This window comes from Citrobacter sp. Cb041 (genome assembly GCF_030336655.1).
GTDB lineage: Bacteria > Pseudomonadota > Gammaproteobacteria > Enterobacterales > Enterobacteriaceae > Citrobacter > Citrobacter braakii.
The window spans coordinates 242,251-267,582 of record NZ_JAOWDD010000028.1 but is presented as its reverse complement, the minus strand read 5'-3'; the positions used below and the strand labels follow the sequence as shown (position 1 = coordinate 267,582).

General features: G+C 52.5%; 21 protein-coding genes and 1 other annotated feature. Of the genes, 10 read left to right on the top strand and 11 right to left on the bottom strand.

The genetic code is table 11. The annotated features are described in order from the left end of the window. Window positions 1-141 precede the first annotated feature (141 nt). Together fsr and ybaL are read left to right on the top strand one after the other, a co-directional pair. Window positions 142-1,362: a fosmidomycin MFS transporter gene (fsr, locus tag OGV52_RS03810; RefSeq protein WP_016155879.1), complete on the top strand. Its 1,221-nt coding sequence runs from the start codon at window positions 142-144 to the stop codon at window positions 1,360-1,362. Between the two features lie 224 nt (window positions 1,363-1,586). Then, on the top strand, window positions 1,587-3,266 hold the full coding sequence (gene ybaL / locus OGV52_RS03805) for a YbaL family putative K(+) efflux transporter (RefSeq protein WP_016152087.1): 1,680 nt from the start codon (window positions 1,587-1,589) through the stop codon (window positions 3,264-3,266). A 45-nt stretch (window positions 3,267-3,311) separates the two neighbouring features. On the opposite strand, the gene gsk is transcribed toward ybaL, so the two are convergent. Continuing rightward, entirely contained in the window at window positions 3,312-4,616 is a 1,305-nt protein-coding gene (gene gsk, locus OGV52_RS03800; RefSeq protein ID WP_016152086.1) for an inosine/guanosine kinase, read from the bottom strand. A gap of 152 nt (window positions 4,617-4,768) precedes the next feature. On the opposite strand from gsk, the gene aes reads away from it, so the two are divergent. Continuing rightward, complete coding sequence (gene aes / locus OGV52_RS03795; protein WP_200051366.1) at window positions 4,769-5,728, top strand: acetyl esterase; 960 nt, start codon at window positions 4,769-4,771, stop codon at window positions 5,726-5,728. Here aes and hemH read toward each other — a convergent pair. The 8 genes from hemH to OGV52_RS03755 form a co-directional block, all read right to left on the bottom strand. After that, the gene (gene hemH, locus OGV52_RS03790; protein WP_016152084.1) at window positions 5,725-6,687 is read right to left on the bottom strand and encodes a ferrochelatase; all 963 of its coding nucleotides are present in this window, start codon (window positions 6,685-6,687) and stop codon (window positions 5,725-5,727) included. The two genes, aes and hemH, sit on opposite strands and share 4 nt — an antisense overlap. A gap of 180 nt (window positions 6,688-6,867) precedes the next feature. Next, window positions 6,868-7,512 (bottom strand): adenylate kinase, encoded by a 645-nt coding sequence (adk, locus tag OGV52_RS03785; RefSeq protein WP_003021773.1) that lies wholly within the window; start codon window positions 7,510-7,512, stop codon window positions 6,868-6,870. A 232-nt stretch (window positions 7,513-7,744) separates the two neighbouring features. Continuing rightward, a complete protein-coding gene (htpG, locus tag OGV52_RS03780; protein WP_016152083.1) occupies window positions 7,745-9,619 on the bottom strand; it encodes a molecular chaperone HtpG in 1,875 nt (624 codons plus the stop codon). 110 nt (window positions 9,620-9,729) lie between these two features. Beyond that, window positions 9,730-10,335: a recombination mediator RecR gene (gene recR / locus OGV52_RS03775; protein WP_016152082.1), complete on the bottom strand. Its 606-nt coding sequence runs from the start codon at window positions 10,333-10,335 to the stop codon at window positions 9,730-9,732. Beyond that, a complete protein-coding gene (locus OGV52_RS03770; RefSeq protein WP_003021764.1) occupies window positions 10,335-10,664 on the bottom strand; it encodes a YbaB/EbfC family nucleoid-associated protein in 330 nt (109 codons plus the stop codon). The genes recR and OGV52_RS03770 overlap by 1 nt, the downstream gene beginning before the upstream one ends. Window positions 10,665-10,722: 58 nt before the next feature. Beyond that, complete coding sequence (gene dnaX / locus OGV52_RS03765; protein ID WP_286455287.1) at window positions 10,723-12,654, bottom strand: DNA polymerase III subunit gamma/tau; 1,932 nt, start codon at window positions 12,652-12,654, stop codon at window positions 10,723-10,725. Beyond that, window positions 11,326-11,390 (bottom strand) — a sequence feature (DnaX frameshifting element). (Overlaps the previous gene by 65 nt.) A 118-nt stretch (window positions 12,655-12,772) precedes the next feature. Next, the gene (apt, locus tag OGV52_RS03760) at window positions 12,773-13,324 is read right to left on the bottom strand and encodes an adenine phosphoribosyltransferase (protein WP_006685676.1); all 552 of its coding nucleotides are present in this window, start codon (window positions 13,322-13,324) and stop codon (window positions 12,773-12,775) included. 193 nt (window positions 13,325-13,517) lie between these two features. Beyond that, entirely contained in the window at window positions 13,518-13,895 is a 378-nt protein-coding gene (locus OGV52_RS03755; RefSeq protein WP_029139439.1) for a DUF454 family protein, read from the bottom strand. Between the two features lie 69 nt (window positions 13,896-13,964). Between OGV52_RS03755 and priC the strand changes: the two genes are divergently transcribed. After that, window positions 13,965-14,492: a primosomal replication protein N'' gene (gene priC / locus OGV52_RS03750; protein WP_016152078.1), complete on the top strand. Its 528-nt coding sequence runs from the start codon at window positions 13,965-13,967 to the stop codon at window positions 14,490-14,492. A gap of 14 nt (window positions 14,493-14,506) precedes the next feature. Beyond that, window positions 14,507-14,668: a pleiotropic regulatory protein RsmS gene (gene rsmS / locus OGV52_RS03745; RefSeq protein ID WP_019076177.1), complete on the top strand. Its 162-nt coding sequence runs from the start codon at window positions 14,507-14,509 to the stop codon at window positions 14,666-14,668. A 74-nt stretch (window positions 14,669-14,742) separates the two neighbouring features. Here the strand turns inward: rsmS and mscK are convergent, their stop codons facing one another. Both mscK and acrR read right to left on the bottom strand, forming a co-directional pair. Further along, window positions 14,743-18,108, bottom strand: a complete 3,366-nt coding sequence (gene mscK, locus OGV52_RS03740; protein WP_287108104.1) for a mechanosensitive channel MscK — start codon at window positions 18,106-18,108, stop codon at window positions 14,743-14,745. Window positions 18,109-18,235: 127 nt separating this feature from the next. Then, window positions 18,236-18,886 carry a multidrug efflux transporter transcriptional repressor AcrR gene (gene acrR / locus OGV52_RS03735; RefSeq protein ID WP_016152075.1) on the bottom strand — a complete coding sequence of 217 codons (651 nt, stop codon included), beginning with the start codon at window positions 18,884-18,886 and terminating at the stop codon, window positions 18,236-18,238. Window positions 18,887-19,027: 141 nt separating this feature from the next. Between acrR and acrA the strand changes: the two genes are divergently transcribed. From acrA to maa, 5 genes are all read left to right on the top strand, one after another. Further along, window positions 19,028-20,221: a multidrug efflux RND transporter periplasmic adaptor subunit AcrA gene (acrA, locus tag OGV52_RS03730; protein WP_016152074.1), complete on the top strand. Its 1,194-nt coding sequence runs from the start codon at window positions 19,028-19,030 to the stop codon at window positions 20,219-20,221. Window positions 20,222-20,243: 22 nt separating this feature from the next. Beyond that, complete coding sequence (gene acrB / locus OGV52_RS03725) at window positions 20,244-23,393, top strand: efflux RND transporter permease AcrB (RefSeq protein ID WP_016152073.1); 3,150 nt, start codon at window positions 20,244-20,246, stop codon at window positions 23,391-23,393. Between the two features lie 488 nt (window positions 23,394-23,881). Further along, window positions 23,882-24,256: an Hha toxicity modulator TomB gene (gene tomB, locus OGV52_RS03720; RefSeq protein ID WP_019076175.1), complete on the top strand. Its 375-nt coding sequence runs from the start codon at window positions 23,882-23,884 to the stop codon at window positions 24,254-24,256. Window positions 24,257-24,283: 27 nt separating this feature from the next. After that, window positions 24,284-24,502 carry a hemolysin expression-modulating protein Hha gene (gene hha, locus OGV52_RS03715; RefSeq protein WP_002892050.1) on the top strand — a complete coding sequence of 73 codons (219 nt, stop codon included), beginning with the start codon at window positions 24,284-24,286 and terminating at the stop codon, window positions 24,500-24,502. Between the two features lie 180 nt (window positions 24,503-24,682). Continuing rightward, window positions 24,683-25,234: a maltose O-acetyltransferase gene (gene maa, locus OGV52_RS03710; RefSeq protein ID WP_287108102.1), complete on the top strand. Its 552-nt coding sequence runs from the start codon at window positions 24,683-24,685 to the stop codon at window positions 25,232-25,234. Window positions 25,235-25,332 lie beyond the last annotated feature (98 nt).

Here is a 25,332-nt window from a genome sequence, read left to right as displayed (position 1 = left end):
ATTACAGCTACTGAAAATAATAGCCGAAAATGTTTTCAGAAATGAGACTTCCTTCAAACACCTTCCGCAGGTATGTTAGTCAGGTAATAATAACAAATTAGATTACCCTCATAATCGCAACCCAAACAGAAGTGACTTTCTATGGCAATAAGTGAACCAACCCAGCCAGTGGCTGGCGCGTCAGCGTCGGTTGCTAAAGCACGCACCTCATTTGGCATTTTAGGGGCAATCAGCCTCTCCCATCTGCTAAACGATATGATCCAGTCGCTGATCCTGGCGATTTATCCGCTATTGCAGTCAGAGTTCTCGCTGACGTTTATGCAGATAGGGATGATTACCCTGACCTTCCAGCTTGCTTCCTCACTGCTGCAACCGGTTGTGGGTTACTGGACGGATAAATACCCGATGCCATGGTCGCTGCCCATTGGGATGTGCTTCACGCTGAGTGGGCTTGTTTTGCTGGCCATGGCCGGCAGTTTCCATATGGTCCTGCTCGCCGCAGCGCTGGTTGGTACCGGCTCTTCGGTATTTCACCCGGAATCATCCCGCGTGGCGCGAATGGCCTCCGGCGGTCGTCACGGTCTTGCCCAGTCAATTTTTCAGGTTGGCGGCAACTTCGGTAGCTCTCTGGGACCGTTACTGGCGGCTGTCATCATCGCGCCATATGGTAAGGGTAATGTGGCCTGGTTTGTGCTGGCTGCGTTATTAGCGATTGTCGTTCTGGCGCAAATCAGCCGTTGGTATGCTGCGCAGCACCGGATGAGTAAAGGAAAACCGAAAGTCGCCATCGTGAATCCGTTACCACGGAATAAAGTGGTACTGGCGGTAAGCATCCTGCTGGTGCTGATTTTCTCCAAATACTTCTATATGGCGAGCATCAGCAGCTATTACACCTTTTATCTGATGCAAAAATTCGGATTATCGGTACAAAATGCCCAGTTTCACCTGTTTGCCTTCCTGTTTGCCGTCGCAGCCGGGACGGTGATTGGTGGACCATTGGGCGATAAAATTGGCAGAAAATATGTTATTTGGGGCTCTATCCTCGGCGTAGCACCCTTTACCCTCTTTTTACCCTACGCAACGCTGGAATGGACCGGGATTTTAACCGTGATCATTGGTTTTATCCTCGCATCGGCATTTTCTGCCATTCTGGTCTACGCGCAGGAACTGCTTCCTGGCCGTATCGGCATGGTTTCTGGGCTATTTTTCGGTTTTGCCTTCGGCATGGGCGGCTTGGGAGCCGCGGTGTTAGGGCTGATTGCCGACCATACCAGCATCGATTTGGTCTACAAAATATGTGCTTTCCTGCCACTACTGGGGATACTGACCATATTCTTACCTGATAACCGACATAAAGCCTGATTTTCTGACGGCCAAAAGTAAATTTTGGCCGTCAGACTTACAGTAGCCATCAGCCTTTGCCTCTCACATACCGCTGTACTTTTCCGATCCGTGCTTTTTTACGTCTAAAATCCTATTTTCATCAAAATTCAATAATTATTCACAAACAAAAACATCAAAATTGTCATAAACTATTACTCGTCGTTTGAGTTTTCAGGATTATCACAGCAACCAAAGGAGACGGAATGCATCACGCCACCCCGCTTATCACCACCATTGTCGGCGGCCTTGTGCTCGCTTTTATATTAGGCATGATTGCCAATAAACTACGTATTTCTCCTCTGGTGGGATATCTGTTAGCGGGCGTTCTGGCCGGTCCATTTACACCTGGTTTTGTTGCTGATACCAAGTTAGCGCCTGAACTGGCCGAGCTTGGCGTAATCCTGCTGATGTTCGGCGTGGGGCTGCACTTTTCGCTGAAGGATTTGATGGCGGTAAAGTCTATCGCCATTCCCGGCGCGATTGCCCAGATAGCGGTGGCAACGCTGCTGGGCATGGCGCTTTCAGCGGTGATGGGCTGGTCGCTGATGGTTGGGATCGTATTTGGTCTGTGTCTTTCAACCGCCAGTACCGTAGTGCTATTGCGTGCGCTTGAAGAAAGGCAGCTCATTGACAGTCAGCGCGGGCAAATCGCCATTGGCTGGCTGATTGTCGAAGACCTGATGATGGTGCTGACGCTGGTTCTCCTGCCAGCCGTCGCTGGAATGCTGGAAAAAGAAGATGTCGGCTTTGCCTCGCTGGCCGTAGATATGGGCATTACCATCGGTAAGGTGGTGGCGTTTATCGCAATTATGATGCTGGTCGGTCGTCGCCTGGTGCCGTGGATTATGGCCCGCAGCGCCGCAACCGGCTCACGCGAACTGTTTACCCTGTCAGTCCTCGCCCTCGCATTAGGTATCGCATTTGGCGCAGTGGAGCTGTTCGATGTCTCCTTTGCACTGGGGGCATTCTTCGCCGGCATGGTGCTGAACGAATCTGAACTGAGTCACCGTGCGGCGCATGACACCCTGCCGCTGCGCGATGCGTTCGCCGTACTGTTCTTCGTTTCCGTCGGGATGCTCTTTGATCCCATGATTCTGATTCAGCAGCCGCTGGCGGTGCTGGGCACGCTGGCGATTATCATCTTTGGTAAATCCCTTGCCGCCTATTTCCTGGTGCGCCTGTTTGGTCACTCCCAACGCACAGCGCTCACCATTGCCACCAGCCTGGCGCAGATTGGTGAATTTGCCTTTATCCTGGCGGGTCTGGGCATGGCGTTAAACCTGCTGCCGCAGGCCGGACAGAATCTGGTGCTGGCGGGGGCGATCCTGTCCATCATGCTTAACCCGGTGCTGTTCGCGGTGTTAGAAAAATATCTCGCCAAAACAGAAACGCTGGAAGAACAGACGCTAGAAGAGGCTATTGAAGAAGAGAAGCAAATTCCGGTGGATATCTGCAATCACGCCCTGCTGGTTGGCTTTGGGCGCGTCGGTAGCCTGCTGGGCGAGAAATTGATGGCTGCGGGGATCCCGCTGGTAGTTATCGAAACCTCACGTACCCGAGTGGATGAACTGCGCGAGCGCGGGATCCGCGCGGTGCTGGGAAATGCCGCCAACGAAGAAATTATGAATCTGGCGCATCTGGATTGCGCACGCTGGCTGCTGCTGACTATTCCCAATGGCTATGAAGCGGGTGAAATTGTCGCTTCAGCACGCGAGAAGTGCCCGTCGATTGAAATTATCGCCCGCGCGCATTATGACGACGAGGTGGAATACATTACCGAACGCGGCGCCAATCAGGTCGTCATGGGTGAGCGTGAAATCGCCCGTACCATGCTGGAACTGATTGAAACGCCGCCTGCTGGTGAGGTGGTCGTTACAGGCTGATGTCGTTGCCGGATGACGCTATCGCTTATCCGGCATGTGCATGATTTAACGATCCCAGTACGACTCTTCGAGGCTATCTTCGCGTTCCGGCAAACCGCGCGTCAGGCGCGGGGAATGCTGGTTCAGCACCTGATAACTCACGCGATTCGCATATTTACACACCTGGGCTAACGACGAATAGGTCAGCCAGGTGAACTTGTGCTTGCTGGAGTTAGGCACGTTGCTGCGGTGATAGCTGTTAGCGGTAATATCATGCAGTAATGCCGCCAGCGCGCCGTCGCCAGCGCCGTTGGTATTCATGATCTTCTCTGGCCCGCCCATATACGGCGCGATGTGCGAATACACACGCAGCGGATTAGTACAATCTTTATGGCGCATGGCGCGGCTAAACTCGTACTGGTTGAATTCGGCAATGGCCCCAGGCAGCAGCGGATGCTGGGTTTTACGTTTGACTTCTTCTTCCGTAAAGCCCGCCATATACAGACCCGCCGGACCCGCTGTGCACAGCACCAGATCCACCCAATCCAGCGCCTTGTCGGACGCCAGCAGCGGATCGTTTTCGCCGGTCAGCGCTTCGGCCTCTTCTTCATTCATCGCCAGAATTGAGACATGCTCTTTCAGGAATGCCTGCCACCACTGCGGATTATCGGCAATGACAAATTTGGTGCCCAGCGTCAGTACCACCGGTACATTGTGTTTTTTAGCAAATTCGATCGCCTTCATGGTCGCTTCCGGCATTGGCTCGCCCGGCTCGCAGCGCACCAGATAGGACGTCAGCACCAGCGCGGACGCTCCGGCAATCACCGATTCAGGGATGCTATCCGCCCGCAGCTTGTTCATATGCCCAGGGCTGATTGCAAAGGTACGCTCACCGGACTCGCCAATCAGCGTAAAGCAGCGACCAATCGGTCCATCTACGCCCTGCAGGTAGTTCAGATCGGTACGACTGGAGGTATTGCATAAATAGCGGTACGCATAGCTGCCAATCTCGATATTGCTGCACATCACACCCAGCAGCACCGAGCGGTCATCCGCCAGCACGGAGTAGTTGTGCATCGTATTACCGATAGTACCGCCCGCAAACTGATGGGTGATCAAATTTTCACGCACCAGTTCCTGGTAGAGCGCTTCAGCGACATCATCTGCAATCACCAGAGAGTGCCCGGCACTTAATCCATAACGTTTTACAAAGTTATCATCAACTTTGGCTTCAATATCCACCAGCGTCTGGTCAATACCCACCACCCAGGCTGCGCTGGTTTCATTTTCTGGCTGAATTTGTTGCAGCAACGGATCGCGCGCGCTGACGGGGAAATAGTGTTTGGATTTACGTTTACCGGGAAATTTCATGGTCGATTTTACGGGTGGTTAGCTGAGCGATGCATGGTAGCACATTCCCCGCTGCGCATGCGATGCGGCGCTGAGTTTCAATATCGGACGGTGAGATCGCAGTTTATCTGGGATGAATTTCTACAATAACTCACCTTCACAAGGAGCGCTTTATGAAGCCGGAAAACAAGATCCCCGTACTCGACAACATTTCGGATGAAATGAAAAGTGTGGTGAATTTTCATCGCGAAGATTTGCCGCCGTGGCCCGCTGCCGATGACTTTGTGGCCCAGCGTAAACACTACATTCATGAACGGCAGTTGTGGAATGCCGATGCCCCACAGATGAATACCCGAGAATGTGTTATTTCCACCGCATGCGGCCCCGTTGCCACACGAATTTACGCTCCGCAGCCCCATAGCCAGGCGACGCTATATTACCTGCACGGCGGCGGTTTTATTCTCGGTAATCTGGATACCCACGATCGCATTATGCGTTTACTGGCGCGCTATACGCAGTGCACGATAATTGGCATCGACTATTCGCTTGCGCCAGAGGCCCGCTACCCGCAAGCCATCGAAGAGATAGTCGCCGTCTGTCAGTACTTTTATCAGCACGCTGGCGATTATTCCCTTAATGTGAATCATATTGGTTTTGCGGGCGATTCCGCCGGGGCCATGCTGGCGCTTGCCAGCGCGTTGTGGTTGCGGGATAAACACATTGCCTGCGGCAAGGTGGCTGGCGTGCTGTTGTGGTATGGGCTTTACGGCCTGCAGGATTCACTGAGCCGACGGCTAATGGGCGGAGCCTGGGATGGTTTAACCCGCGAGGATCTGCAGATGTACGAAAACGCGTACCTGCGTAGCGCTGATGATCGCGAATCACCGTACTATTGCCTGTTTAATAACGACCTGACGCGCGACGTGCCGCCGTGTTTTATCGCCGGTGCGGAGTTTGATCCGCTGATTGACGACAGCCACTTATTGTTCCAGACGCTACAGGCGCATCAGCAGCCCTGCCAGTACAAAATGTACCCCGGTACGTTGCACGCCTTCCTGCACTATTCGCGGATGATGAAAACCGCCGACGATGCGTTGCGGGAGGGCGCGCGTTACTTCAGAGCGCAGCTTTAACGGTAGGCTGCGGTCAGTTTAACCATCATTTCGATATGTTCCGGTGTGGCATTCAGCGCCGGAATATACTCATATTGCTTACCGCCTGCCTCAAGGAAAATCTCCCGGTTTTGCACCGCTATCTCTTCCAGCGTTTCGAGACAATCAGCCGCGAAGCCCGGACACATGACCTGGATATGTCGGGTCCCTTTCTCCGCCAGCATTTTTAACGTTTCATCGGTATATGGCGTCAACCACGGTTCACGGCCAAAGCGAGACTGGAAGGTCATCATCACTTTTTCCGGCGGCAAGCCAAGCGCTGAAACCAGCTCACGAGTGGTATCGCGGCAGCGCTGCGGGTAGTCATCGCCTTCATCGGCGTAGCGCTGCGGAATGCCGTGGTAGGAAAGCAGCAGCAAATCGGGTTCACCATGTTGAGCAAATGAATCACGGGCGCTCTTGGCCAGCGCATCAATGTAGCTGCTGTCATCGGCGTAATCACGAATAAATGAGATGCCAGGAATACTGCGTTTACGCGCTAAGATTCGCGCCAGTTCGTCCCAGACCGCCGCCACGGTAGAACAGGAATATTGCGGGTACAGCGGTAACACCACCATGTGTTCAACTCCGCTTGCCAGCAGTTCATCGACCGCGCTTTCAAGCGACGGTGAACCGTAGCTCATCCCCAGCGCGACAGGCGTATTTGGCAGACGTTGTGCCAGCGCCTGCTGTTGCGCCTTGCTGTAGACCATCAGCGGGGAACCGTCTTCCATCCAGATTGACTGGTACAGCTTTGCCACACGTGGCGCACGCAGCGGCAAAATCACTCCACGCAGCAGCGGCCACCACAGCGCAGGTGACGTATCGACTACGCGTTGATCGCTTAAAAACTGGCGCAGGTAGCGCTTAACGGCTTCGGGGGTTGGGGCATCGGGAGTGCCGAGGTTTGCCAGCAGGATACCGGTTTTCGTCTGACGCATTACCGCCTCTTATCGATTCAAATTGTTGATAATTGTAGCGGAAAAGCGATAAAGAAGAACTAATTGCTGTGAAAGGTAAGACGAGAATTTGCCTGATGGCGCTGCGCTTATCAGGCCTACATAAAATCGTAGGCCGGATAAGGTGTTGACACCGCCATCCGGCATTGACTGCGCTAAAACTTAACCGAGGATTTTTTCCAGCGCTGCGCGAACGTCAGCCACAGCCTGGGTGCCGTCAACTTTCGCGTATTTGGTGTTACCCGCCTGCGCTTCTTTAGAGTAGTAGCCGATCAGCGGAGCGGTCATCTGATGGTATTCCACCAGGCGCTTACGTACGGTCTCTTCCTGATCGTCTTTACGGGTGGTCAGCTCTTCGCCGGTTACGTCGTCTTTGCCTTCAACCTTAGGCGGGTTGAATTTGATGTGGTAAACGCGGCCAGAAGCAGCGTGTACGCGACGCCCCACGATACGGTCAACGATCAGCTCGTCCGGAACGTCGAATTCAAGAACGTAGTCCACGTTGATGCCTGCTTCTTTCATGGCATCAGCCTGCGGAATAGTACGCGGGAAGCCATCAAGCAGGAAACCATTACGGCAGTCTTCCTGAGCAATACGCTCTTTTACCAGCGCGATCACCAGCTCATCAGTCACCAGCTTACCGGCGTCCATGATGTCTTTCGCTTGTTTGCCCAGCTCGGAGCCAGATTTCACGGCAGCACGCAGCATATCACCGGTGGAGATTTGCGGAATACCATACTTCTCCATGATGAACTGAGCCTGAGTTCCTTTACCCGCGCCCGGAGCGCCAAGCAGAATGATACGCATTACGAAAATCCCCTTAAAGGTTGTCGATATTTTTTAAAAAGCGCTAAACGATACCACCATCACGCAATTGGCTCAAGGAAGACGCCCGACGCTGAAACGGTTAACGGTGGGAAAATTAAAAATGAGGAGAGAAAATGCCGGATCGCGGTGTAAACACCGTATCCGGCCAGGGATCGACGAGATGGTGTAAGCCGGACACGCGTTAGCGTCATCCGGCATTACCTTACGGCTATCAGGACACCAGCAACTGGTTCATACGACGAATGAACTGGTTCGGATCTTCCAGCGTGCCGCGTTCGGCAAACAGCGCCTGATCCAGCAGCAGTTCAACCCATTCTTTGAACTGCGCTTCGTCCTGGGTATCCGCCGTGCGTTTGACCAGCACGTGATCCGGGTTGAGTTCAAAGATATATTTCACTTCCGGTACGGCCTGGCCAGCAGCTGCGAACAGTTTCGCCATCTGGGTGCTCATTTCGTCCGCATCGGTGGTAACGATGGCCGGCGTGTCGGTCAGACGGTGAGTCAGACGCACTTCTTTTACGCGATCGCCCAGCAGGGTTTTCACGCGCTCAACGAACGGCGTCAGCGCTTTTTCCGCTTCTTTTGCCGATTCGTCAACGTCATCCGCCAGCTTGTCGATGGACTCGTCAGCTTTGGCTACGGACTGGAATGCCTTACCGTCGAACTCGGTCAGGTAGTTCATCATCCACTCATCGATACGGTCAGAAAGCAGCAGCACTTCGATGCCTTTCTTACGCAACAGTTCCAGGTGCGGGCTGCTCTTCGCCGCCGCATAGCTGTCTGCGGTGATGTAGTAGATTTTCTCCTGCCCTTCTTTCATACGCGACACGTAGTCTTCCAGCGACACGGTTTGTGCGGAGGAGTCAGTGTGCGTGGACGCGAAGCGCATCAGCTTAGCGATCGTTTCCTGGTTAGCGTTGTCTTCCGCCGGGCCTTCTTTCAGCACCAGGCCGAACTGTTTCCAGAAGGTCTGGTATTTTTCCGCGTCGTCTTTCGCCAGTTTTTCCAGCATCTGCAGTACGCGTTTGGTCAGCGCGCTACGCAGGTTACGGGTGACGGTGCTGTCCTGCAGGATCTCACGAGAAACGTTCAGCGGCAGATCGTTAGAATCTATCAGGCCACGCACAAAGCGCAGGTAATTCGGCATAAACTGCTCGGCGTCGTCCATAATGAACACGCGTTGAACGTACAGTTTCAGACCATGCTTGTGATCGCGGTTCCACATATCCCACGGAGCCTGAGACGGGATGTACAGCAGGCTGGTGTACTCCTGCTTACCTTCCACACGGTTATGACTCCAGGTCAACGGATCAGTGAAGTCGTGCGCGATATGTTTGTAGAATTCGTTGTACTCGTCGTCTTTGATTTCCGACTTGTTACGGGTCCACAGCGCCTGCGCCTTGTTGATCTTTTCCCAGGAAACCACGGTCTCGCCGTCTTTCTCTTCGGATTTTTCGATCTCTACCGGCAGCGCGATATGGTCGGAATATTTGCTGATGATGGAACGTACGCGCCAGTCATCAAGGAACTCGTCTTCGCCTTCGCGCAGATGCAGCGTGATTTCGGTGCCGCGATCGTCTTTGGTGATGTCGGCAACGGTGTACTCACCTTCACCCGCAGATTCCCAGAACACACCATTTTCCGGTTTATCGCCCGCTGCGCGGGTACGCACGGTGACTTTATCCGCCACGATGAACGCAGAGTAGAAGCCAACCCCGAACTGGCCGATCAACTGGCTGTCTTTCGCCTGATCGGATCCCATGGATTCAAGGAAAGATTTAGTACCGGATTTCGCAATGGTCCCCAGATGATCGATAACGTCATCACGGTTCATCCCCACGCCGTTATCGGCAATGGTCAACGTACGCTTATCTTTATCGAAGGAAACACGCACACGCAGCTCACCGTCACCTTCATACAGGTCCGGGTTAGACAGTGCGCGAAAACGCAGCTTGTCTGCCGCATCCGAGGCGTTAGAGATAAGCTCACGCAGGAAGATTTCTTTATTGGAATACAGAGAATGGATCATCAGGTGCAGAAGCTGTTTTACTTCTGACTGAAAACCACGAGTTTCTTGTCCTTTCATGTAGGTCTACCTCAACAATGCCATTTTCAATGGTAAAAACAGGTTGAGGGTGAAATGGGGACAAGCGGGAAGGATTTCAAGCGGAAGCCGCCGTCGCGGCCTCCGTTTGTTCAGAATTTAATCTTGTGTCGTCCTGCCAGAGAGTGCGACAGCGTGGTGCCATCGACCATTTCCAGCTCGCCACCAACCGGAACGCCATGGGCGATACGGCTGGCTTCAACGTCATATTGCATGCAAAGCTCAGCAATATAGTTGGCGGTCGCCTCTCCTTCGACCGTGGGATTGGTCGCCAGGATCAGTTCGCTGATTTGCTCAGATGCCAGCCGCTGCTCAAGACGATCCAGCCCGATATCATCAGGGCCAATACCGTCCAGCGGCGACAGGTGTCCCATCAGCACGAAGTAACGTCCGGAAAATTGCCCGGTTTGCTCAATGGCGTAGATGTCCGCCGGACTCTCCACCACGCAAATCTGACCGTTTTCCTGGCGACGCGGGTTCGAGCAGATGTTGCAGACGTCCTGTTCTGTGAATGTGCGGCAATCGGCACAGTGGCCGATTTCCGACATCGCCTTCGTTAACGCCTGCGCCAGACGCATCCCGCCGCTGCGATCGCGCTGAAGCAGCGTGAACGCCATGCGCTGCGCAGACTTCGGGCCAACGCCCGGCAGACAGCGCAGAGCTTCCATAAGCTGAGTTAACAGCGGGCTGGTTTGCATCAGAACGGCATCTTAAAGCCAGGCGGCAGCTGCATTCCGGAGGAAACAGAGGCCATCTTCTCTTTCTGCGTCTCTTCAATACGGCGCGCGGCGTCGTTGAATGCCGCAGCAACCAAGTCTTCCAGCATCTCTTTGTCGTCTTCCAGCAGGCTTGGATCGATCTCCACACGACGGCAGTTATGCGCGCCGTTGATGGTTACTTTTACCAGACCCGCGCCAGATTCGCCGGTCACTTCCAGCTTGGCGACTTCTTCCTGCATCTGCTGCATTTTTTCTTGCATCTGCTGGGCCTGTTTCATCAGGTTACCCAGACCGCCTTTACCAAACATAGGCTTCTCTCTCAATCACGTTAAGGGATGACGACCGTCAAACCGTAATGGCTGACGATCAAATGGGGCGAATACTCTCTTCGTCCAGGTCCGCATCGAAAAAACGACGCAGCGTCTGAATGTTATTATCCGCAATAATCGACTCACGCGCCTGCGCGAGTTTCTCTTCATAAATGGCCTGACGCCACTCCAGCGGCGTGCGCACCGCTGGATTATCATCTTCAACGATGGTCAATTCAACCGTTGACCCCGTTAAGGAGCTCAATGCTTCGGCCAGTTTTTGCTGCGCGCCGCTGGAGTTAAGGTGTCGCTGCGTGGAACGCAGATGCAGGCAAACCACGTTGCCATTCTCTTCTTTCCAGGCATTAAGCGCCACCTGCTCCACCAGTTTAGGCAGCGAGAGCTGGCTTACCTGTGCGGTCCACGGGTCACGTTCGATGGCCTCAGCCGCCAGCTTTGCCGCCAGTTCTGGCGTTTTTTCATGCTCAAGCGCTTTTTTCAGCGCTTTCGGCGTAGCGACGACTTCTTTAACTTCTGCAACAGGATTGGTCGCTTTCCAGCGATACGCTTCTTTCTTCGCTGGCGCTTTTTCCAGCGCAGAGACCGCTGGACGCGCCTGAACACGTTCCGACACCGAAGCCAGTCTTTCCAGCGCAGCATTATTCACCGGCCGCGCGCGGGAAGCGGCTGCCGGTTCACTCTTTTTTGGTTTGGTTGCTCCCTGAGCGCGTTGCAGCTGGCTGCGTGCCGCCAGCACCTGGCTGGTAGCATCGGAGAGCGGCACATTCTGTTGCTGTTGCGCTGCCGCAGGCTGCTGCTGCGGCACCTGCGTCGGGTTCATCACCGCAGTAGGTGCGACCGGGGCAAACGAGTGTCGTGGGGCTTCAGGTTCCGGGAGCGGCATGCGCGGATGAAAAGCCAGCGCACGTAGCAGCGTCATTTCAACGCCCATTCGCCTGTCCGGCGCATACGGCAGTTCTTTGCGCCCGATTAACAGGGTCTGGTAGTAAAGCTGCACATCGGTTGGCGGGACGATTCGCGCCAGTTCGCGCATACGCTGTTCAATAGCGGCCATATCGCTGCCGAGCGCGGCAGGTGAAAGCTGAACCATGGCAATACGATGCAGCAGAGCCGACATCTCAACCAGTAGCGCTTCCCATTCAATACCGCGCGCGGCGGCATCGTTCACCAGCGTCATAACGCGTTCGCCGTCCGCAGCCACAACCGCTTCAACCAGCGAAAGCGCCTGGTCGTCGTCCAGCGTGCCAAGCATGGTGCTGACCGCGTCGGTCGAGACCTGACCATCGCCGCTGGCGATCGCTTGATCGGTCAGGCTCAGCGCATCGCGCAGGCTGCCGTCCGCGGCGCGAGCCAGCAGTTGCAGCGCACGTGGCTCATGGGCGATATGCTCTTCTTTGAGGATATGCTCAAGTTGATGGCGAATCTGTTCGACATCCAACGCTTTAAGATGGAATTGCAGACAGCGCGACAGGATAGTCACCGGCAGTTTCTGCGGATCGGTGGTCGCCAGCAGGAACTTAACGTGCGCGGGCGGCTCTTCGAGCGTTTTCAGCAAGGCGTTAAAACTGTGGCGCGACAGCATGTGCACTTCGTCGATCAAATAGACCTTAAAGCGACCGCGCGCTGGCGCGTACTGGACGTTATCCAGCAGGTCACGGGTGTCTTCGACTTTGGTGCGTGAGGCGGCGTCGATTTCAATCAGATCGACAAAGCGCCCCTGCTCGATTTCACGGCAGTTATCACACACGCCGCACGGCGTAGCGGTGATGCCGGTTTCACAGTTTAATCCCTTCGCCAGCAAACGGGCGATTGACGTTTTCCCGACGCCACGGGTGCCGGAAAACAAATAAGCATGATGAATACGCCCTAACGACAAGCCGTTCGCCAGTGCCGTCAGCACATGTTCCTGGCCGACGACGTCAGCAAAGGTTTGTGGGCGCCATTTTCGGGCTAAGACCTGATAACTCATTGGCAGGCTCTGAAAGGCTGGAGGGTGGATTCACAGGGGGATAATGCTAACACAACCTCGCAGCGACGGCGAGGTTGTGTGTCTCGGTATTAGTCTGCCGAGATAAGATAGCCCGAAATTAGTGGCCCGGGAATGGAACCAGGCTATAACAGGTCAGCCCCTGCTTTTCCAGACGCTGCTCGCCGCCCAGATCAAACAGGTTAATGATAAATGCAGCATCGGTCACTTCGCCACCCAGACGGCGGATCAGTTTCACGGTCGCTTCAATCGTGCCGCCAGTTGCCAGCAGGTCGTCCACAACCAGGACTTTATCGCCAGGTTTGATGGCATCAACGTGGATTTCCAGTTGATCGGTGCCGTATTCCAGCTCATAGCTCTCAGCAATAACTTCACGCGGAAGCTTACGGGGTTTACGTACCGGAACAAAACCAACGCCCAGACCCAACGCTACCGGCGCGCCAAACAGGAAGCCACGCGCTTCGGTACCAACCACTTTAGTGATACCCGCATTTTTGTAGCGTTCAACCAGCAATTCAATACTGAGGGCGTAGGCTTTCGGGTCTTCCAGTAAACTGGTGACATCACGAAAAAGAATGCCCGGTTTTGGGTAATCGTGGATGCTTTTGATGCTATTTTTGAGAAACTCAAGCTGCTGTGCAGTCGCGGTCATAAGTTTGTGCCTGATTAATACAGTATTACTTCACGGCGCACTATACACTTCATCCTCGACGTATCTTGAATGATTTTGTGTCTGTATAAGAGCCAAGGTTATATTTGCTTAACCTTTGACCACCTGCGCCTGTGCTCGAAAACGGTCGAATTTACTGGCTGTGAGAGACAATTGCAACAGCGTTTATTGCGCTTTACTGCTTTTGTTGTTTTTCATCAATCACCGGGATCCGCCACATAAAAATCAGTAAACAGGCGAGAATAACCAGCAGCAGGCCGCGTACCCACATCATATTGACCAGCCACAGTGAAATACTAAACGTTACCAGGATCAACAAAATAGCGCGCGGCTTTGCTCCCGGCGGCATCGCGCGGTGTTTTTGCCAGTGGCGCAGATACCCGCCGAACCACGAACGGTACAGCAACCAGTCGTGAAAACGCGGCGACGAGCGAGCAAAACACCAGGCGGCCAGCAAGATAAACGGCGTTGTCGGCAACAGAGGCAATACAACGCCCAGCGTTCCTAACACTACCGCTATCCAGCCTATGATGATTAGAATAATGCGTTGCATAATATGAATACTTAACACAGAGAATCGCTACTTTATCATAACAGTTCTCATTTTCATCGGAGTGTTGTCGTGAAAACCGTCATGCTGCTTCAGACGCTCGAAAACCAGCTTAACCGCTTACGGCAGCGTTGTGCCCCACTGGCACACCATGCCACGCTTAGCGCCCGCTTTGACAGGCATCTGTTTCACACCCGCAGCACGTTGCTACAGGCCTGTCTGGATGAAGCTGATGATAATCTCACTGCTCTACGTCGCGCAGTTGAACAGCAACAACTACCACAAATTACCTGGCTTACGGAACACCTTGCCTCACAGTTAGAGGCGATTTCACGTGAAACCGCCAGTTGGTCGCTCCGGGAGTGGGACAGCGCCTCTCCTGGCCTGGCGCGCTGGCAGCGTAAGCGAGTTCAACACCAGGAGTTTGAGCGCCGCCTGGTTGAAATGACGCGTGAACGTAAAGAACGCCTGGCACAGGTTACGGGCTTTGAAGAACAGCAAAAACTGCATCGCGAAGTAGAGGCATTCGAGGCACGACTGGCACGCTGTCGTCATGCACTGGCAAGAATAGATAATGTGCTGGCGCGTTTAACCCGCTAATCCCCGGAGAATTTATGTCATTAGAGAACGCCCCAGATGAAGTCAAACTGGCCGTCGATTTGATTGTCCTGCTTGAAGAGAATCAGATGGAGCCTGAAACAGTTCTGAAAGCACTGGAGATTGTGAAGCAGGATTACGAGAAGAAACTGCTCTCTTTATCTAAAAAAGAGCGGTAACTGAAAACCTGATGGCGTTGCACTTATCAGGCCTACGAATGAATCGAAGCTCGCAGGCCTGATGATTATTTCTGTTAACCTACCGAAGGCGTCGGATCGTCACCTTTAATGATGTCACGCTTAACCTCGGTCACGGTGTCACCTTTCGCGTTATGCAGGTGAACTTCGAGCTGGTTAAAGGCGATATCAATGTCATTTTCACGGCACAAACGATCGACCGCCCGGTTAAGTTCATCAACCGTGTGGCTACGATCGCGCAATTCACGCACGTATAAACGCAGCTCATGATCCAGCGTGCTGGCACCGAAGGCGGTAAAGAACACTGCAGGCTCCGGATCGTGCATCACTTTCGGGTGTTCTGTCGCCGCCTGCAACAGCACCTTCTTCACTTTGTCCAGATCCGAACCATAGGCCACGCCAATGCGGATCACCAGACGCGTGGTGGTATCGGAGAGCGACCAGTTGATCAAACGCTCCGTCACGAATGCTTTGTTCGGGATGATCACCTCTTTGCGATCGAAGTCAGTAATGGTGGTGGCACGGATACGGATCTTGCTGACCGTTCCGGAGAACGTACCGATGGTCACGGTATCGCCGATGCGTACCGGGCGTTCAAACAGAATAATCAGACCGGAAACAAAGTTACCGAAAATTTCCTGCAAGCCGAAACCAAGACCAACCGAGAGAGCAGCGGCCAGCCACTGTAGCTTATCCCACGAAACGCCGAGCGATCCGAAGACCGTCATCGCACCAATGGCGATGATGGCGTAATTCAGGATCGTGGTGATCGCATAAGAAGCCCCCTGGCGCATCTTCAGTCGCGAGAGCACCAGCACTTCCAGCAGGCCGGGTAAGTTGCGGATCAGCGCCCACGCGACCATTGACGCAATAATCGCAAACAACAGGCTGCCCATGGTGACGTCTTTCACCACTGTCGCACCCGCTTCGGTGCCGTTGTAATGCCAGAGCGTTATGCTGTCGAGATAGCTGAACACGGTGATCAAATCAGACCAAATGGCCCAGAACAGAACACCAAACAGGGCAACCATCACCAGCATGGTTATACGCAGCGTTTGCTGGTTAACCTGCTCCAGCGCAATAGTCGGTTCTTCCTGCGGCTCTGCGCCTTCGGCCCCTTCTTTCACCAGGTTTTGACGACGCGCTAACGCACGACGCCAGGCGATACGGCGAGCCGCTACGCTCAACCCTCGCAGTACCGTCTGGTACAGCAGATTCCAGAGGATAACCAGATAGACCGTTTCAATCCAGCGGCCCGCCAGGCGCAGCGTGGTGTAGAAATACCCTGTCGCCGTCAGCACCATTAATGCAATCGGAATAATAGACAGCACGGTAATGGTGACCAGACGCAGACCATGCGACTCTTTGTCACGCCAGCTTTCGCGGCACATTGGCCATACCAGGAAGGCGATCAGCAGCAGGTTGAGGAAAATGACCACCTGGCCAAGCACATCGTCCATCAAATTAAGCGGCGACAGCTCAGCAATGACCGACCAGAAGTTAAGCGGCAACAGCGCAAGGCTAATACGCACAATCTGGCGACGCCAGTGGCTGGTCTGCTTCGCTGGCATGCCAAAATGACGTATCGCCACGCCATCTTTTTCCAGCACCTTCCAGCACAGACCAAACACCAGCCAGAAGATGGTCATCTTCTTACTGAACGCCCACAGCAGGTCGCTAATATTCAGCTGCATAGTCAGCAGAATCAGACCCACCGCGAGGATAATCAGACACGCCGGCAAGGCTCTGATGAGATCGATCAGAATCGCTTTTGGCGTATTAAGCTGACTGTCATTGCGCAGGTTCCCCACCGCGGCGGCTAATGTTGCCTGATAATCCTTCAGCCACTTCAAACGCCAACGGATTAACCCAGCGATAAGCAGCAGCGGCAGCCCTGCCAGGAACGCAATAAACACGGCGGGCCAGGCTTTTTCCCAGTTCACCGTGATTTTCATCGACTTAAACTGGTCTTTTAGGGTTTGCGGGAAGGCTTTGATCCAGTCCCAGTCCATCGGACGGTTACTGTTAACCCAGAAGATTTGCTGCGTGAGGATCTCTTTCAGGTTTTTCGACACGCTCATTAACTGCTGCTGGTTGATTTGCAGATTAATCGCCATCATCAACTGGTTGCCCAGCTGCTTATTTAGCTGATCCAACAGTTCACGACGCATATCCACAACCTGCAGCAGGGCATCATGGACTTCAGGATTAACGTCGTTGCTGTGCCCTTCTTCCAGTTTGGCAACAAACGCATCATTCTGGAACAACGTATCGCGCTGCTGGTTAACTTCGAACTGCTCCAGACGCAAATCGGCGATCCGGTTGGTCATATCGGCAAGCTCATCCGCCGACGGCAGCGTTTGTTGTTGCTGATATAAAATGCGCGACAGCAGCAGACTGCCTTTCAGGACGGCGATCTGCTCTTTAATGTTGCGTTCGGATTGCAGCGCGCGGTCAAGCCAGTTTTTGACCTTGATATTTTGCTGCATCAGGCTGTTGCCGTTTTCAGTCGCGGCAATCAGGCGCTGGCTGAGCTGATGGTTAACATCAAGTTCCTGCTTCACTAACGGATTGGACTGAATACGCTCGGCTTCGTCCGGCGTTACCGCTTCCTGTGCCGTCTTTTCGGTTAACGTCAGTCGTTTGCTGTTCACCGCCTCTTGCAGGAGCTGGAGCTGGTGTTCAAGGCGGTTACTGTGCGCCGTCACATAATCGCGTTGTTTTTGCAGGGTATCCTGCAAAACGGTATTCCCTTCGAGGCTCTTACGCTGCTGGTCGATCTGCGCGTTCAGCAACGCTTGCTGCGCCTGCAGCAGCACCTGCTGGCTGGGGCGTAAAGCCGCCTCTCCCACAGTGGTGCCATCGAGTCGATTGCGGATTTGCTGCATCTGTTGCGATGCGGTGTACATCGCATTTTGTACACGCTCTGGCTGTGTCTGCAGCGATACCAGTTGGCTGTTGTAAGCGGCCAGATCGTTTTGCGAGCTTTGCAGGTCATCCAAGACCTGCGACACGCGCGACTCAAGCTGTCGTAAGGAGAGCGTACTCAGCGTTTTTCGCGTTTCATCGTCATTATCGACATCACTAAGCGAATTTAGCGCATCCGTAGCCTGACGCATTTTCTCCGGTGCCTGGGCAACTTTTTGCCGAAGCTGTACGGTTTCATCCTTCACACGATCGATTTTATCCAGCGTGGCAATGGTATCGATGAGATCCTGTTGAACCAGCTTATCCTGTGCGGAGAGATCTTTTTGTTTATTCAGCGTGTCTAACTGGCTCTGAATATCCGCTTTCGTCGGCAGTTCACTACTCTGTTGCGCCCGCGCAAATGCAGATGACTGGCAGGATAGCAAAAGAATGAAGAAAAGAATGGTAATAGCAATAAGATGCTGTGAACGTTTATAGAGCTGCAACATAGTCATGAGAATGAAGGTTTCTGAACCGGAAAAGTGACCGAAAATAGTCAAGCGGCAAGAATATCACGGCTGTGACCGGCAGAATAGCAGGAGGCAAAATGACCAGGAGAATTCCTGGTGCGGACCCAGAGAGTTAACAGGTTTCCGCTACGTTAACCCGCAAGGTTGGGCAGAGAAGACACATCTCAAGCAGCACGGCGACGTATTCCCGTGCCTCTTTTTTCAGATCAAAAGATTCAGGGGCAAATAACCAGTTCTCGATAATTCCGGTAACATAACTACGCAGCAGCACCGCCACGCGACGCGTGTTCAGATTTTCCGGCAGCATGTTGGCGTTCATGCAGTGCCGCAATGTTTGTTCGATACGGTCGTAATTTTCAATACACAGACTACGTTGAGCTAGCTGAACTGAGGCCATTTCCCCGACAAATTCGCATTTGTGGAATATAATTTCCAACAATAAACGTCGGCGTTCTTCTGTCACGGTAGCTTCAAGAACGTAAATTAAAATTTCTCTTAATACTGATAGTGGATCGTCGGGGAATTTTGCCTGATACTCAGTCTCTAACTCATCAATGTTAGGTTTTGCTAGCTCCCAGATTTCACTGAATAAATCCGATTTGTTTTTGAAATGCCAATAGATCGCGCCGCGCGTGACACCAGCGGCTGCTGCGATCTCCGCAAGCGAGGTGGATGATACCCCTTGTTGCGAAAACAAACGCAGAGCGACATCGAGAATGTGCTGTCGAGTTTCCTGTGCTTGTTGTTTGGTTTTTCGTGCCATAGGTCAGTGAATTTACAGGCGTTAGATTTACATACATTTGTGAATGTATGTACCATAGCACGACGATAATATAAACGCAGCAATGGGTTTATGGGCTTTCAGCCATTGATCAATTTGAAATCGGACACTCGAGGTTTACATATGAACAAAAACAGAGGGTTAACGCCTCTGGCAGTCGTTCTGATGCTCTCAGGCAGCTTAGCGCTAACAGGATGTGACGACAAACAGGCCCAACAAGGGGGCCAGCAGATGCCAGAGGTTGGAGTTGTTACGCTCAAAACTGAACCTCTACAGATAACAACCGAACTCCCGGGTCGCACCAGTGCGTATCGCATTGCAGAAGTTCGTCCTCAGGTTAGCGGTATTATCCTGAAGCGTAATTTCACGGAAGGTGGTGACATCGAAGCGGGTGTATCTCTCTATCAGATTGATCCTGCTACTTACCAGGCCGCTTATGAAAGCGCAAAAGGCGATCTGGCAAAAGCACAAGCCGCAGCAAATATCGCTCAACTGACGGTCAAACGTTATCAGAAACTGTTGGGTACTAAGTACATCAGTCAACAGGATTACGATAGTGCACTGGCAGACGCACAGCAGGCGAACGCCTCCGTTGTCGCCGCGAAAGCCGCGGTAGAAACTGCACGCATCAATCTGGCTTATACCAAAGTAACGTCGCCGATCAGCGGCCGCATTGGTAAATCATCCGTTACTGAAGGCGCTCTGGTGCAAAACGGTCAGGCAACCGCACTGGCAACCGTTCAGCAGTTGGATCCCATCTATGTCGACGTGACGCAGTCAAGCAACGATTTCCTGCGCCTGAAACAAGAGTTGGCCAACGGCACGCTGAAGCAGGAAAACGGTAAAGCGAAAGTCGAACTGGTGACCAATGACGGCATTAAATTCCCGCAGTCCGGTACGCTGGAATTTTCTGATGTCACGGTAGATCAAACCACCGGGTCGATTACGTTACGCGCAATCTTCCCTAACCCGGATCACACCTTACTGCCGGGTATGTTCGTCCGTGCTCGTCTGGAAGAAGGGACTAACCCAACTGCATTACTGGTTCCACAGCAAGGCGTTACCCGCACACCGCGTGGCGATGCCAGTGCATTGGTTATCGGTGCAGACAACAAAGTTGAAACCCGTCAAATTGTCGCCGCACAAGCGATTGGCGACAAATGGTTAGTCACTGATGGACTTAAACCGGGCGACCGCGTGATTGTCACTGGGCTGCAAAAAGTACGTCCTGGCGCGCAGGTAAAAGCGCAGGAAATCACCGCTGATAACAACCAGCAAGCTGCAAGCGGTAGCCAGCCTGAACAGTCCAAGTCTTAACTTAAACAGGAGCCGTTAAGACATGCCTAATTTCTTTATCGATCGCCCAATATTTGCGTGGGTGATCGCCATTATCATCATGTTGGCAGGGGGGCTCGCGATCCTCAAATTGCCGGTAGCGCAATATCCGACTATTGCACCGCCAGCAGTGACGATCTCCGCGACCTACCCTGGCGCTGATGCCAAAACAGTACAGGATACTGTTACGCAGGTTATCGAACAGAATATGAACGGTATCGATAACCTGATGTACATGTCCTCAAACAGTGACTCCACGGGTACCGTGCAGATCACGCTTACCTTTCAGTCTGGTACTGATGCGGATATCGCGCAGGTACAGGTGCAGAACAAACTGCAGCTGGCAATGCCGCTTCTACCGCAGGAAGTACAACAACAGGGTGTGAGCGTTGAGAAATCATCCAGTAGCTTCCTGATGGTTGTCGGCGTAATCAACACCAACGGCACCATGACGCAGGAGGATATTTCCGACTACGTGGGCGCCAACATGAAGGACGCCATCAGCCGTACTTCAGGTGTGGGTGATGTTCAGCTGTTCGGTTCCCAGTACGCGATGCGCATCTGGATGGATCCGAACAAACTGAATAACTTCCAGCTGACGCCGGTTGATGTGATCAGCGCCATCAAAGCGCAGAACGCCCAGGTTGCAGCCGGTCAGTTAGGCGGTACGCCGCCGGTGAAAGGCCAGCAACTTAACGCTTCGATCATCGCGCAAACCCGTCTGACCTCCGCCGATGAGTTCAGCAAAATTCTGCTGAAAGTGAATCAGGACGGTTCCCAGGTGCGCCTGCGTGACGTAGCGAAAGTCGAACTGGGTGGCGAGAACTACGACATCATTGCGAAGTTCAACGGTAAACCGGCATCCGGTCTGGGTATCAAGCTGGCGACAGGCGCTAACGCCCTGGACACCGCAAACGCTATCCGCGATGAACTGAAGAAGATGGAACCGTTCTTCCCGTCAGGTCTGAAGATCGTTTACCCGTATGACACCACGCCGTTCGTGAAAATCTCTATTCACGAAGTAGTGAAAACGCTGGCGGAAGCCATCATCCTCGTGTTCCTGGTAATGTATCTGTTCCTGCAGAACTTCCGCGCGACGCTGATTCCGACTATCGCCGTGCCGGTGGTGCTATTGGGTACGTTTGCCGTCCTTGCGATTTTCGGCTTCTCGATAAACACGCTGACGATGTTCGGGATGGTGCTCGCCATCGGCCTGTTGGTGGATGACGCCATCGTTGTGGTCGAGAACGTTGAACGTGTAATGGCTGAGGAAGGGCTACCACCGAAGGAAGCAACGCGTAAATCGATGGGCCAGATTCAGGGCGCACTGGTTGGTATCGCCATGGTGCTGTCAGCGGTATTTATTCCGATGGCCTTCTTCGGGGGATCTACCGGTGCAATTTACCGTCAGTTCTCCATCACCATTGTTTCGGCGATGGCGTTATCAGTCCTGGTGGCATTGATTCTGACCCCTGCCCTGTGTGCGACCATGCTCAAACCGGTTGCTAAAGGCGATCACGGAGAAGGCAAAAAAGGTTTCTTCGGCTGGTTTAACCGCATGTTCGATAAGAGCACGCACCATTACACCGACAGCGTGGGCGGAATTCTGCGCAGCACCGGTCGTTATCTGGCGCTGTATCTGATCATCGTCGTGGGTATGGCCTATCTGTTCGTTCGTCTGCCAAGCTCGTTCCTGCCAGATGAAGACCAGGGGGTATTCCTGTCAATGGCTCAGCTGCCAGCGGGTGCAACGCAAGAGCGTACCCAGAAGGTGCTGGACGAAATGACGGATTACTATCTGACCAAAGAAAAAGCGAACGTTGAATCGGTGTTTGCCGTTAACGGCTTCGGTTTTGCAGGACGTGGTCAGAACACCGGTATCGCGTTCGTCTCTCTGAAAGACTGGAGTGAACGTCCAGGCGAAGAGAACAAGGTTGAGGCAATTACTCAACGTGCGATGGGCGCATTCTCGCAGATTAAAGACGCGATGGTCTTCGCTTTTAACCTGCCAGCGATTGTGGAGTTAGGGACCGCGACCGGTTTCGACTTCCAGCTGATTGACCAGGCAGGTTTAGGTCATGAGAAGCTGACTCAGGCGCGTAACCAGCTGTTTGGTGAAGTTGCGAAACATCCTGATCTGTTAGTCGGCGTACGTCCTAACGGTCTGGAAGATACGCCGCAGTTCAAGATCGATATCGATCAGGAAAAAGCGCAGGCTCTGGGTGTATCCATTAGTGATATTAATACAACGCTGGGTGCAGCATGGGGCGGAAGCTACGTAAATGACTTCATCGACCGTGGTCGTGTGAAGAAAGTTTACATCATGTCTGAAGCGAAATACCGTATGTTGCCGGAAGATATTGGAAACTGGTATGTCCGCGGCAGCGATGGACAGATGGTACCGTTCTCCGCCTTCTCTACCTCACGTTGGGAATATGGTTCACCGCGTCTGGAACGCTATAACGGTCTGCCTTCCATGGAAATCTTAGGCCAGGCCGCACCGGGTAAAAGTACCGGTGAAGCTATGGCAATGATGGAGGAACTGGCCAGCAAACTGCCATCCGGTATCGGCTATGACTGGACCGGTATGTCCTACCAGGAACGACTGTCCGGCAACCAGGCCCCTGCTCTGTATGCCATTTCACTGATTGTCGTATTCCTGTGTCTGGCGGCATTGTACGAGAGCTGGTCAATTCCGTTCTCCGTCATGCTGGTGGTACCGTTAGGTGTTATCGGTGCATTGCTGGCGGCAACGTTCCGCGGCCTGACCAACGACGTTTACTTCCAGGTAGGCCTGCTCACAACCATTGGGTTGTCGGCGAAGAACGCGATACTTATCGTCGAATTCGCCAAAGACTTGATGGATAAAGAGGGTAAAGGTCTGATAGAGGCGACGCTGGATGCGGTCCGCATGCGTTTACGTCCGATCCTGATGACATCGCTGGCCTTTATTCTGGGCGTAATGCCGCTGGTTATCAGCTCCGGCGCAGGCTCCGGCGCGCAGAACGCCGTTGGTACTGGCGTAATGGGCGGGATGGTGACGGCAACCGTGTTGGCTATCTTCTTTGTTCCGGTGTTCTTTGTGGTGGTACGCCGCCGCTTTAGCCGCAAAAGTGAAGATCTTGAGCATAGCCACTCAGTAGACCATCATTGATAGATCTCTAAAGATAAGGCCGCGCAAGCGGCCTTTTTTCTGGAAAAATCATAAAAATCACTTATTGCTATTTCGTTTATTTTCTCCAGGGTAAATAAGCGATATAATCCCTGTAGCCTTAAAGGCTATTCTTAAAAAAACATTGAGAGTTCTTATTTACTTTAATAAATATTAAGATTATTCCTGGTAAGCGGTTCACATTGTCGATTGTTACCTTTCGTTGCTAAACCTAATCAAGATAACTCGATGATTGCCCGAAGAATAAAGAAATTGTCCGATTCCGAATAACCGCATTTATCTGTTAAAATGTAAAAATGACCTGACATCATAAGTTTGCATAATTGTAATTTTTCGTGATATGACGATGAAATCTTTTTTAGACTAGATTATAGTTAAATCATCAGGAGTCGCGGGCAAGTTCCAGGTAGTCTGTTGTATCCATCCCGAAGGTGTTCGGTTAGTTTAAGCCACGAAGAAGGGGATGCGTTATGGATGAATACTCACCCAAAAGACATGATATCGCGCAGCTTAAATTTCTCTGCGAAACTCTGTATCATGACTGTCTTGCAAACCTTGAACAAAGTAACCATGGCTGGGTTAATGACCCTACCTCTGCCACCAGCTTGCAGCTCAATGAACTGATAGAGCATATTGCAACCTTCGCACTTAATTATAAAATTAAGTACAATGAGGACAATAAGCTGGTCGCGCAGATAGATGAATACCTGGATGACACTTTTATGTTGTTCAGCAGTTATGGTATTAATACGCAGGATCTGCAGAAATGGCGGAAGTCAGGTAATCGACTGTTTCGCTGTTTTGTCAATGCCACCAGGGCTAATCCTGTTAGTTTGTCTTGTTAAAAATTATTACAATCATAGGTAAGATTTATGTCCGATAAACCATTAACTAAAACTGATTATTTGATGCGCCTGCGACGTTGTCAGACAATTGACACACTTGAGCGCGTTATTGAAAAAAATAAATATGAATTGTCCGACAACGAACTGGCTGTATTTTACTCAGCAGCAGATCACCGCCTTGCTGAATTGACTATGAATAAGCTCTACGACAAGATTCCAACTTCTGTTTGGAAATTCATTCGCTAATTGCTCACGGGTTAAGTCAGGTATAGCGGTACATTTGTCTGGCTGACCATTTTCGTATTTACAATGGTTATTTAAATCAAATCACGTGACTACGATCACAGCGAAGAAGTGGGAACGTTCCCCTTGTTTGCATTGCGTTTTACTGTGTTGAAATGACCTCCAGTACACAGGAAATTCGTAATGAGTAATGAAAAGCAAAAAATGATCGCCGGTGAACTTTATCGCCCGGCGGATGAAACATTGCGCCACGACCGACTACGCGCTCGTCAGTTGACCCATCGCTACAACCTCACCGCTCCCGATGAAAAAAATGCGCGACAAGCTATCCTGCATGAGCTGTTGGGCCAGAGCGAAGGGGCTTATATTGAACCCTCTTTTCATTGTGATTACGGCTATAACATCTATCTCGGTAAAGAATTTTACGCCAACTTCGACTGCGTTATGCTCGACGTCTGCCCGATCCATATTGGCGACAACTGCATGTTAGCCCCAGGAGTCCATATTTATACCGCCACCCACCCGCTGGATGCCACCGAGCGAAACAGTGGCATGGAGCTCGGCAAACCCGTGACTATTGGCCACAACGTCTGGATAGGTGGACGCGCAGTGATAAACCCTGGCGTAACGTTGGGTGATAACGTGGTTGTGGCCTCAGGCGCGGTGGTCACGAAAAGCGTTCCGGCAAACTGCGTGGTTGGGGGCAATCCCGCCAGGATTATCAAAACGCTGTGATCTTAAATGTAACTGTTATGCTAAACTGTGGTTAATCTGTTACTTTCTTCACAAGGTATCCCCTTTTAAAATAGGGCGATCGCATCTGAATATCGCAG

Excerpts from the sequence above, each read along its gene's own strand:
- fsr (WP_016155879.1), top strand. The coding sequence starts at position 142 with ATGGCAATAAGTGAACCAACCCAGCCAGTGGCTGGCGCGTCAGCGTCG.
- ybaL (WP_016152087.1), top strand. The coding sequence starts at position 1,587 with ATGCATCACGCCACCCCGCTTATCACCACCATTGTCGGCGGCCTTGTG.
- gsk (WP_016152086.1), bottom strand. The coding sequence starts at position 4,616 with ATGAAATTTCCCGGTAAACGTAAATCCAAACACTATTTCCCCGTCAGC.
- aes (WP_200051366.1), top strand. The coding sequence starts at position 4,769 with ATGAAGCCGGAAAACAAGATCCCCGTACTCGACAACATTTCGGATGAA.
- hemH (WP_016152084.1), bottom strand. The coding sequence starts at position 6,687 with ATGCGTCAGACGAAAACCGGTATCCTGCTGGCAAACCTCGGCACTCCC.
- adk (WP_003021773.1), bottom strand. The coding sequence starts at position 7,512 with ATGCGTATCATTCTGCTTGGCGCTCCGGGCGCGGGTAAAGGAACTCAG.
- htpG (WP_016152083.1), bottom strand. The coding sequence starts at position 9,619 with ATGAAAGGACAAGAAACTCGTGGTTTTCAGTCAGAAGTAAAACAGCTT.
- recR (WP_016152082.1), bottom strand. The coding sequence starts at position 10,335 with ATGCAAACCAGCCCGCTGTTAACTCAGCTTATGGAAGCTCTGCGCTGT.
- OGV52_RS03770 (WP_003021764.1), bottom strand. The coding sequence starts at position 10,664 with ATGTTTGGTAAAGGCGGTCTGGGTAACCTGATGAAACAGGCCCAGCAG.
- dnaX (WP_286455287.1), bottom strand. The coding sequence starts at position 12,654 with ATGAGTTATCAGGTCTTAGCCCGAAAATGGCGCCCACAAACCTTTGCT.
- apt (WP_006685676.1), bottom strand. The coding sequence starts at position 13,324 with ATGACCGCGACTGCACAGCAGCTTGAGTTTCTCAAAAATAGCATCAAA.
- OGV52_RS03755 (WP_029139439.1), bottom strand. The coding sequence starts at position 13,895 with ATGCAACGCATTATTCTAATCATCATAGGCTGGATAGCGGTAGTGTTA.
- rsmS (WP_019076177.1), top strand. The coding sequence starts at position 14,507 with ATGTCATTAGAGAACGCCCCAGATGAAGTCAAACTGGCCGTCGATTTG.
- mscK (WP_287108104.1), bottom strand. The coding sequence starts at position 18,108 with ATGACTATGTTGCAGCTCTATAAACGTTCACAGCATCTTATTGCTATT.
- acrR (WP_016152075.1), bottom strand. The coding sequence starts at position 18,886 with ATGGCACGAAAAACCAAACAACAAGCACAGGAAACTCGACAGCACATT.
- acrA (WP_016152074.1), top strand. The coding sequence starts at position 19,028 with ATGAACAAAAACAGAGGGTTAACGCCTCTGGCAGTCGTTCTGATGCTC.
- acrB (WP_016152073.1), top strand. The coding sequence starts at position 20,244 with ATGCCTAATTTCTTTATCGATCGCCCAATATTTGCGTGGGTGATCGCC.
- tomB (WP_019076175.1), top strand. The coding sequence starts at position 23,882 with ATGGATGAATACTCACCCAAAAGACATGATATCGCGCAGCTTAAATTT.
- hha (WP_002892050.1), top strand. The coding sequence starts at position 24,284 with ATGTCCGATAAACCATTAACTAAAACTGATTATTTGATGCGCCTGCGA.
- maa (WP_287108102.1), top strand. The coding sequence starts at position 24,683 with ATGAGTAATGAAAAGCAAAAAATGATCGCCGGTGAACTTTATCGCCCG.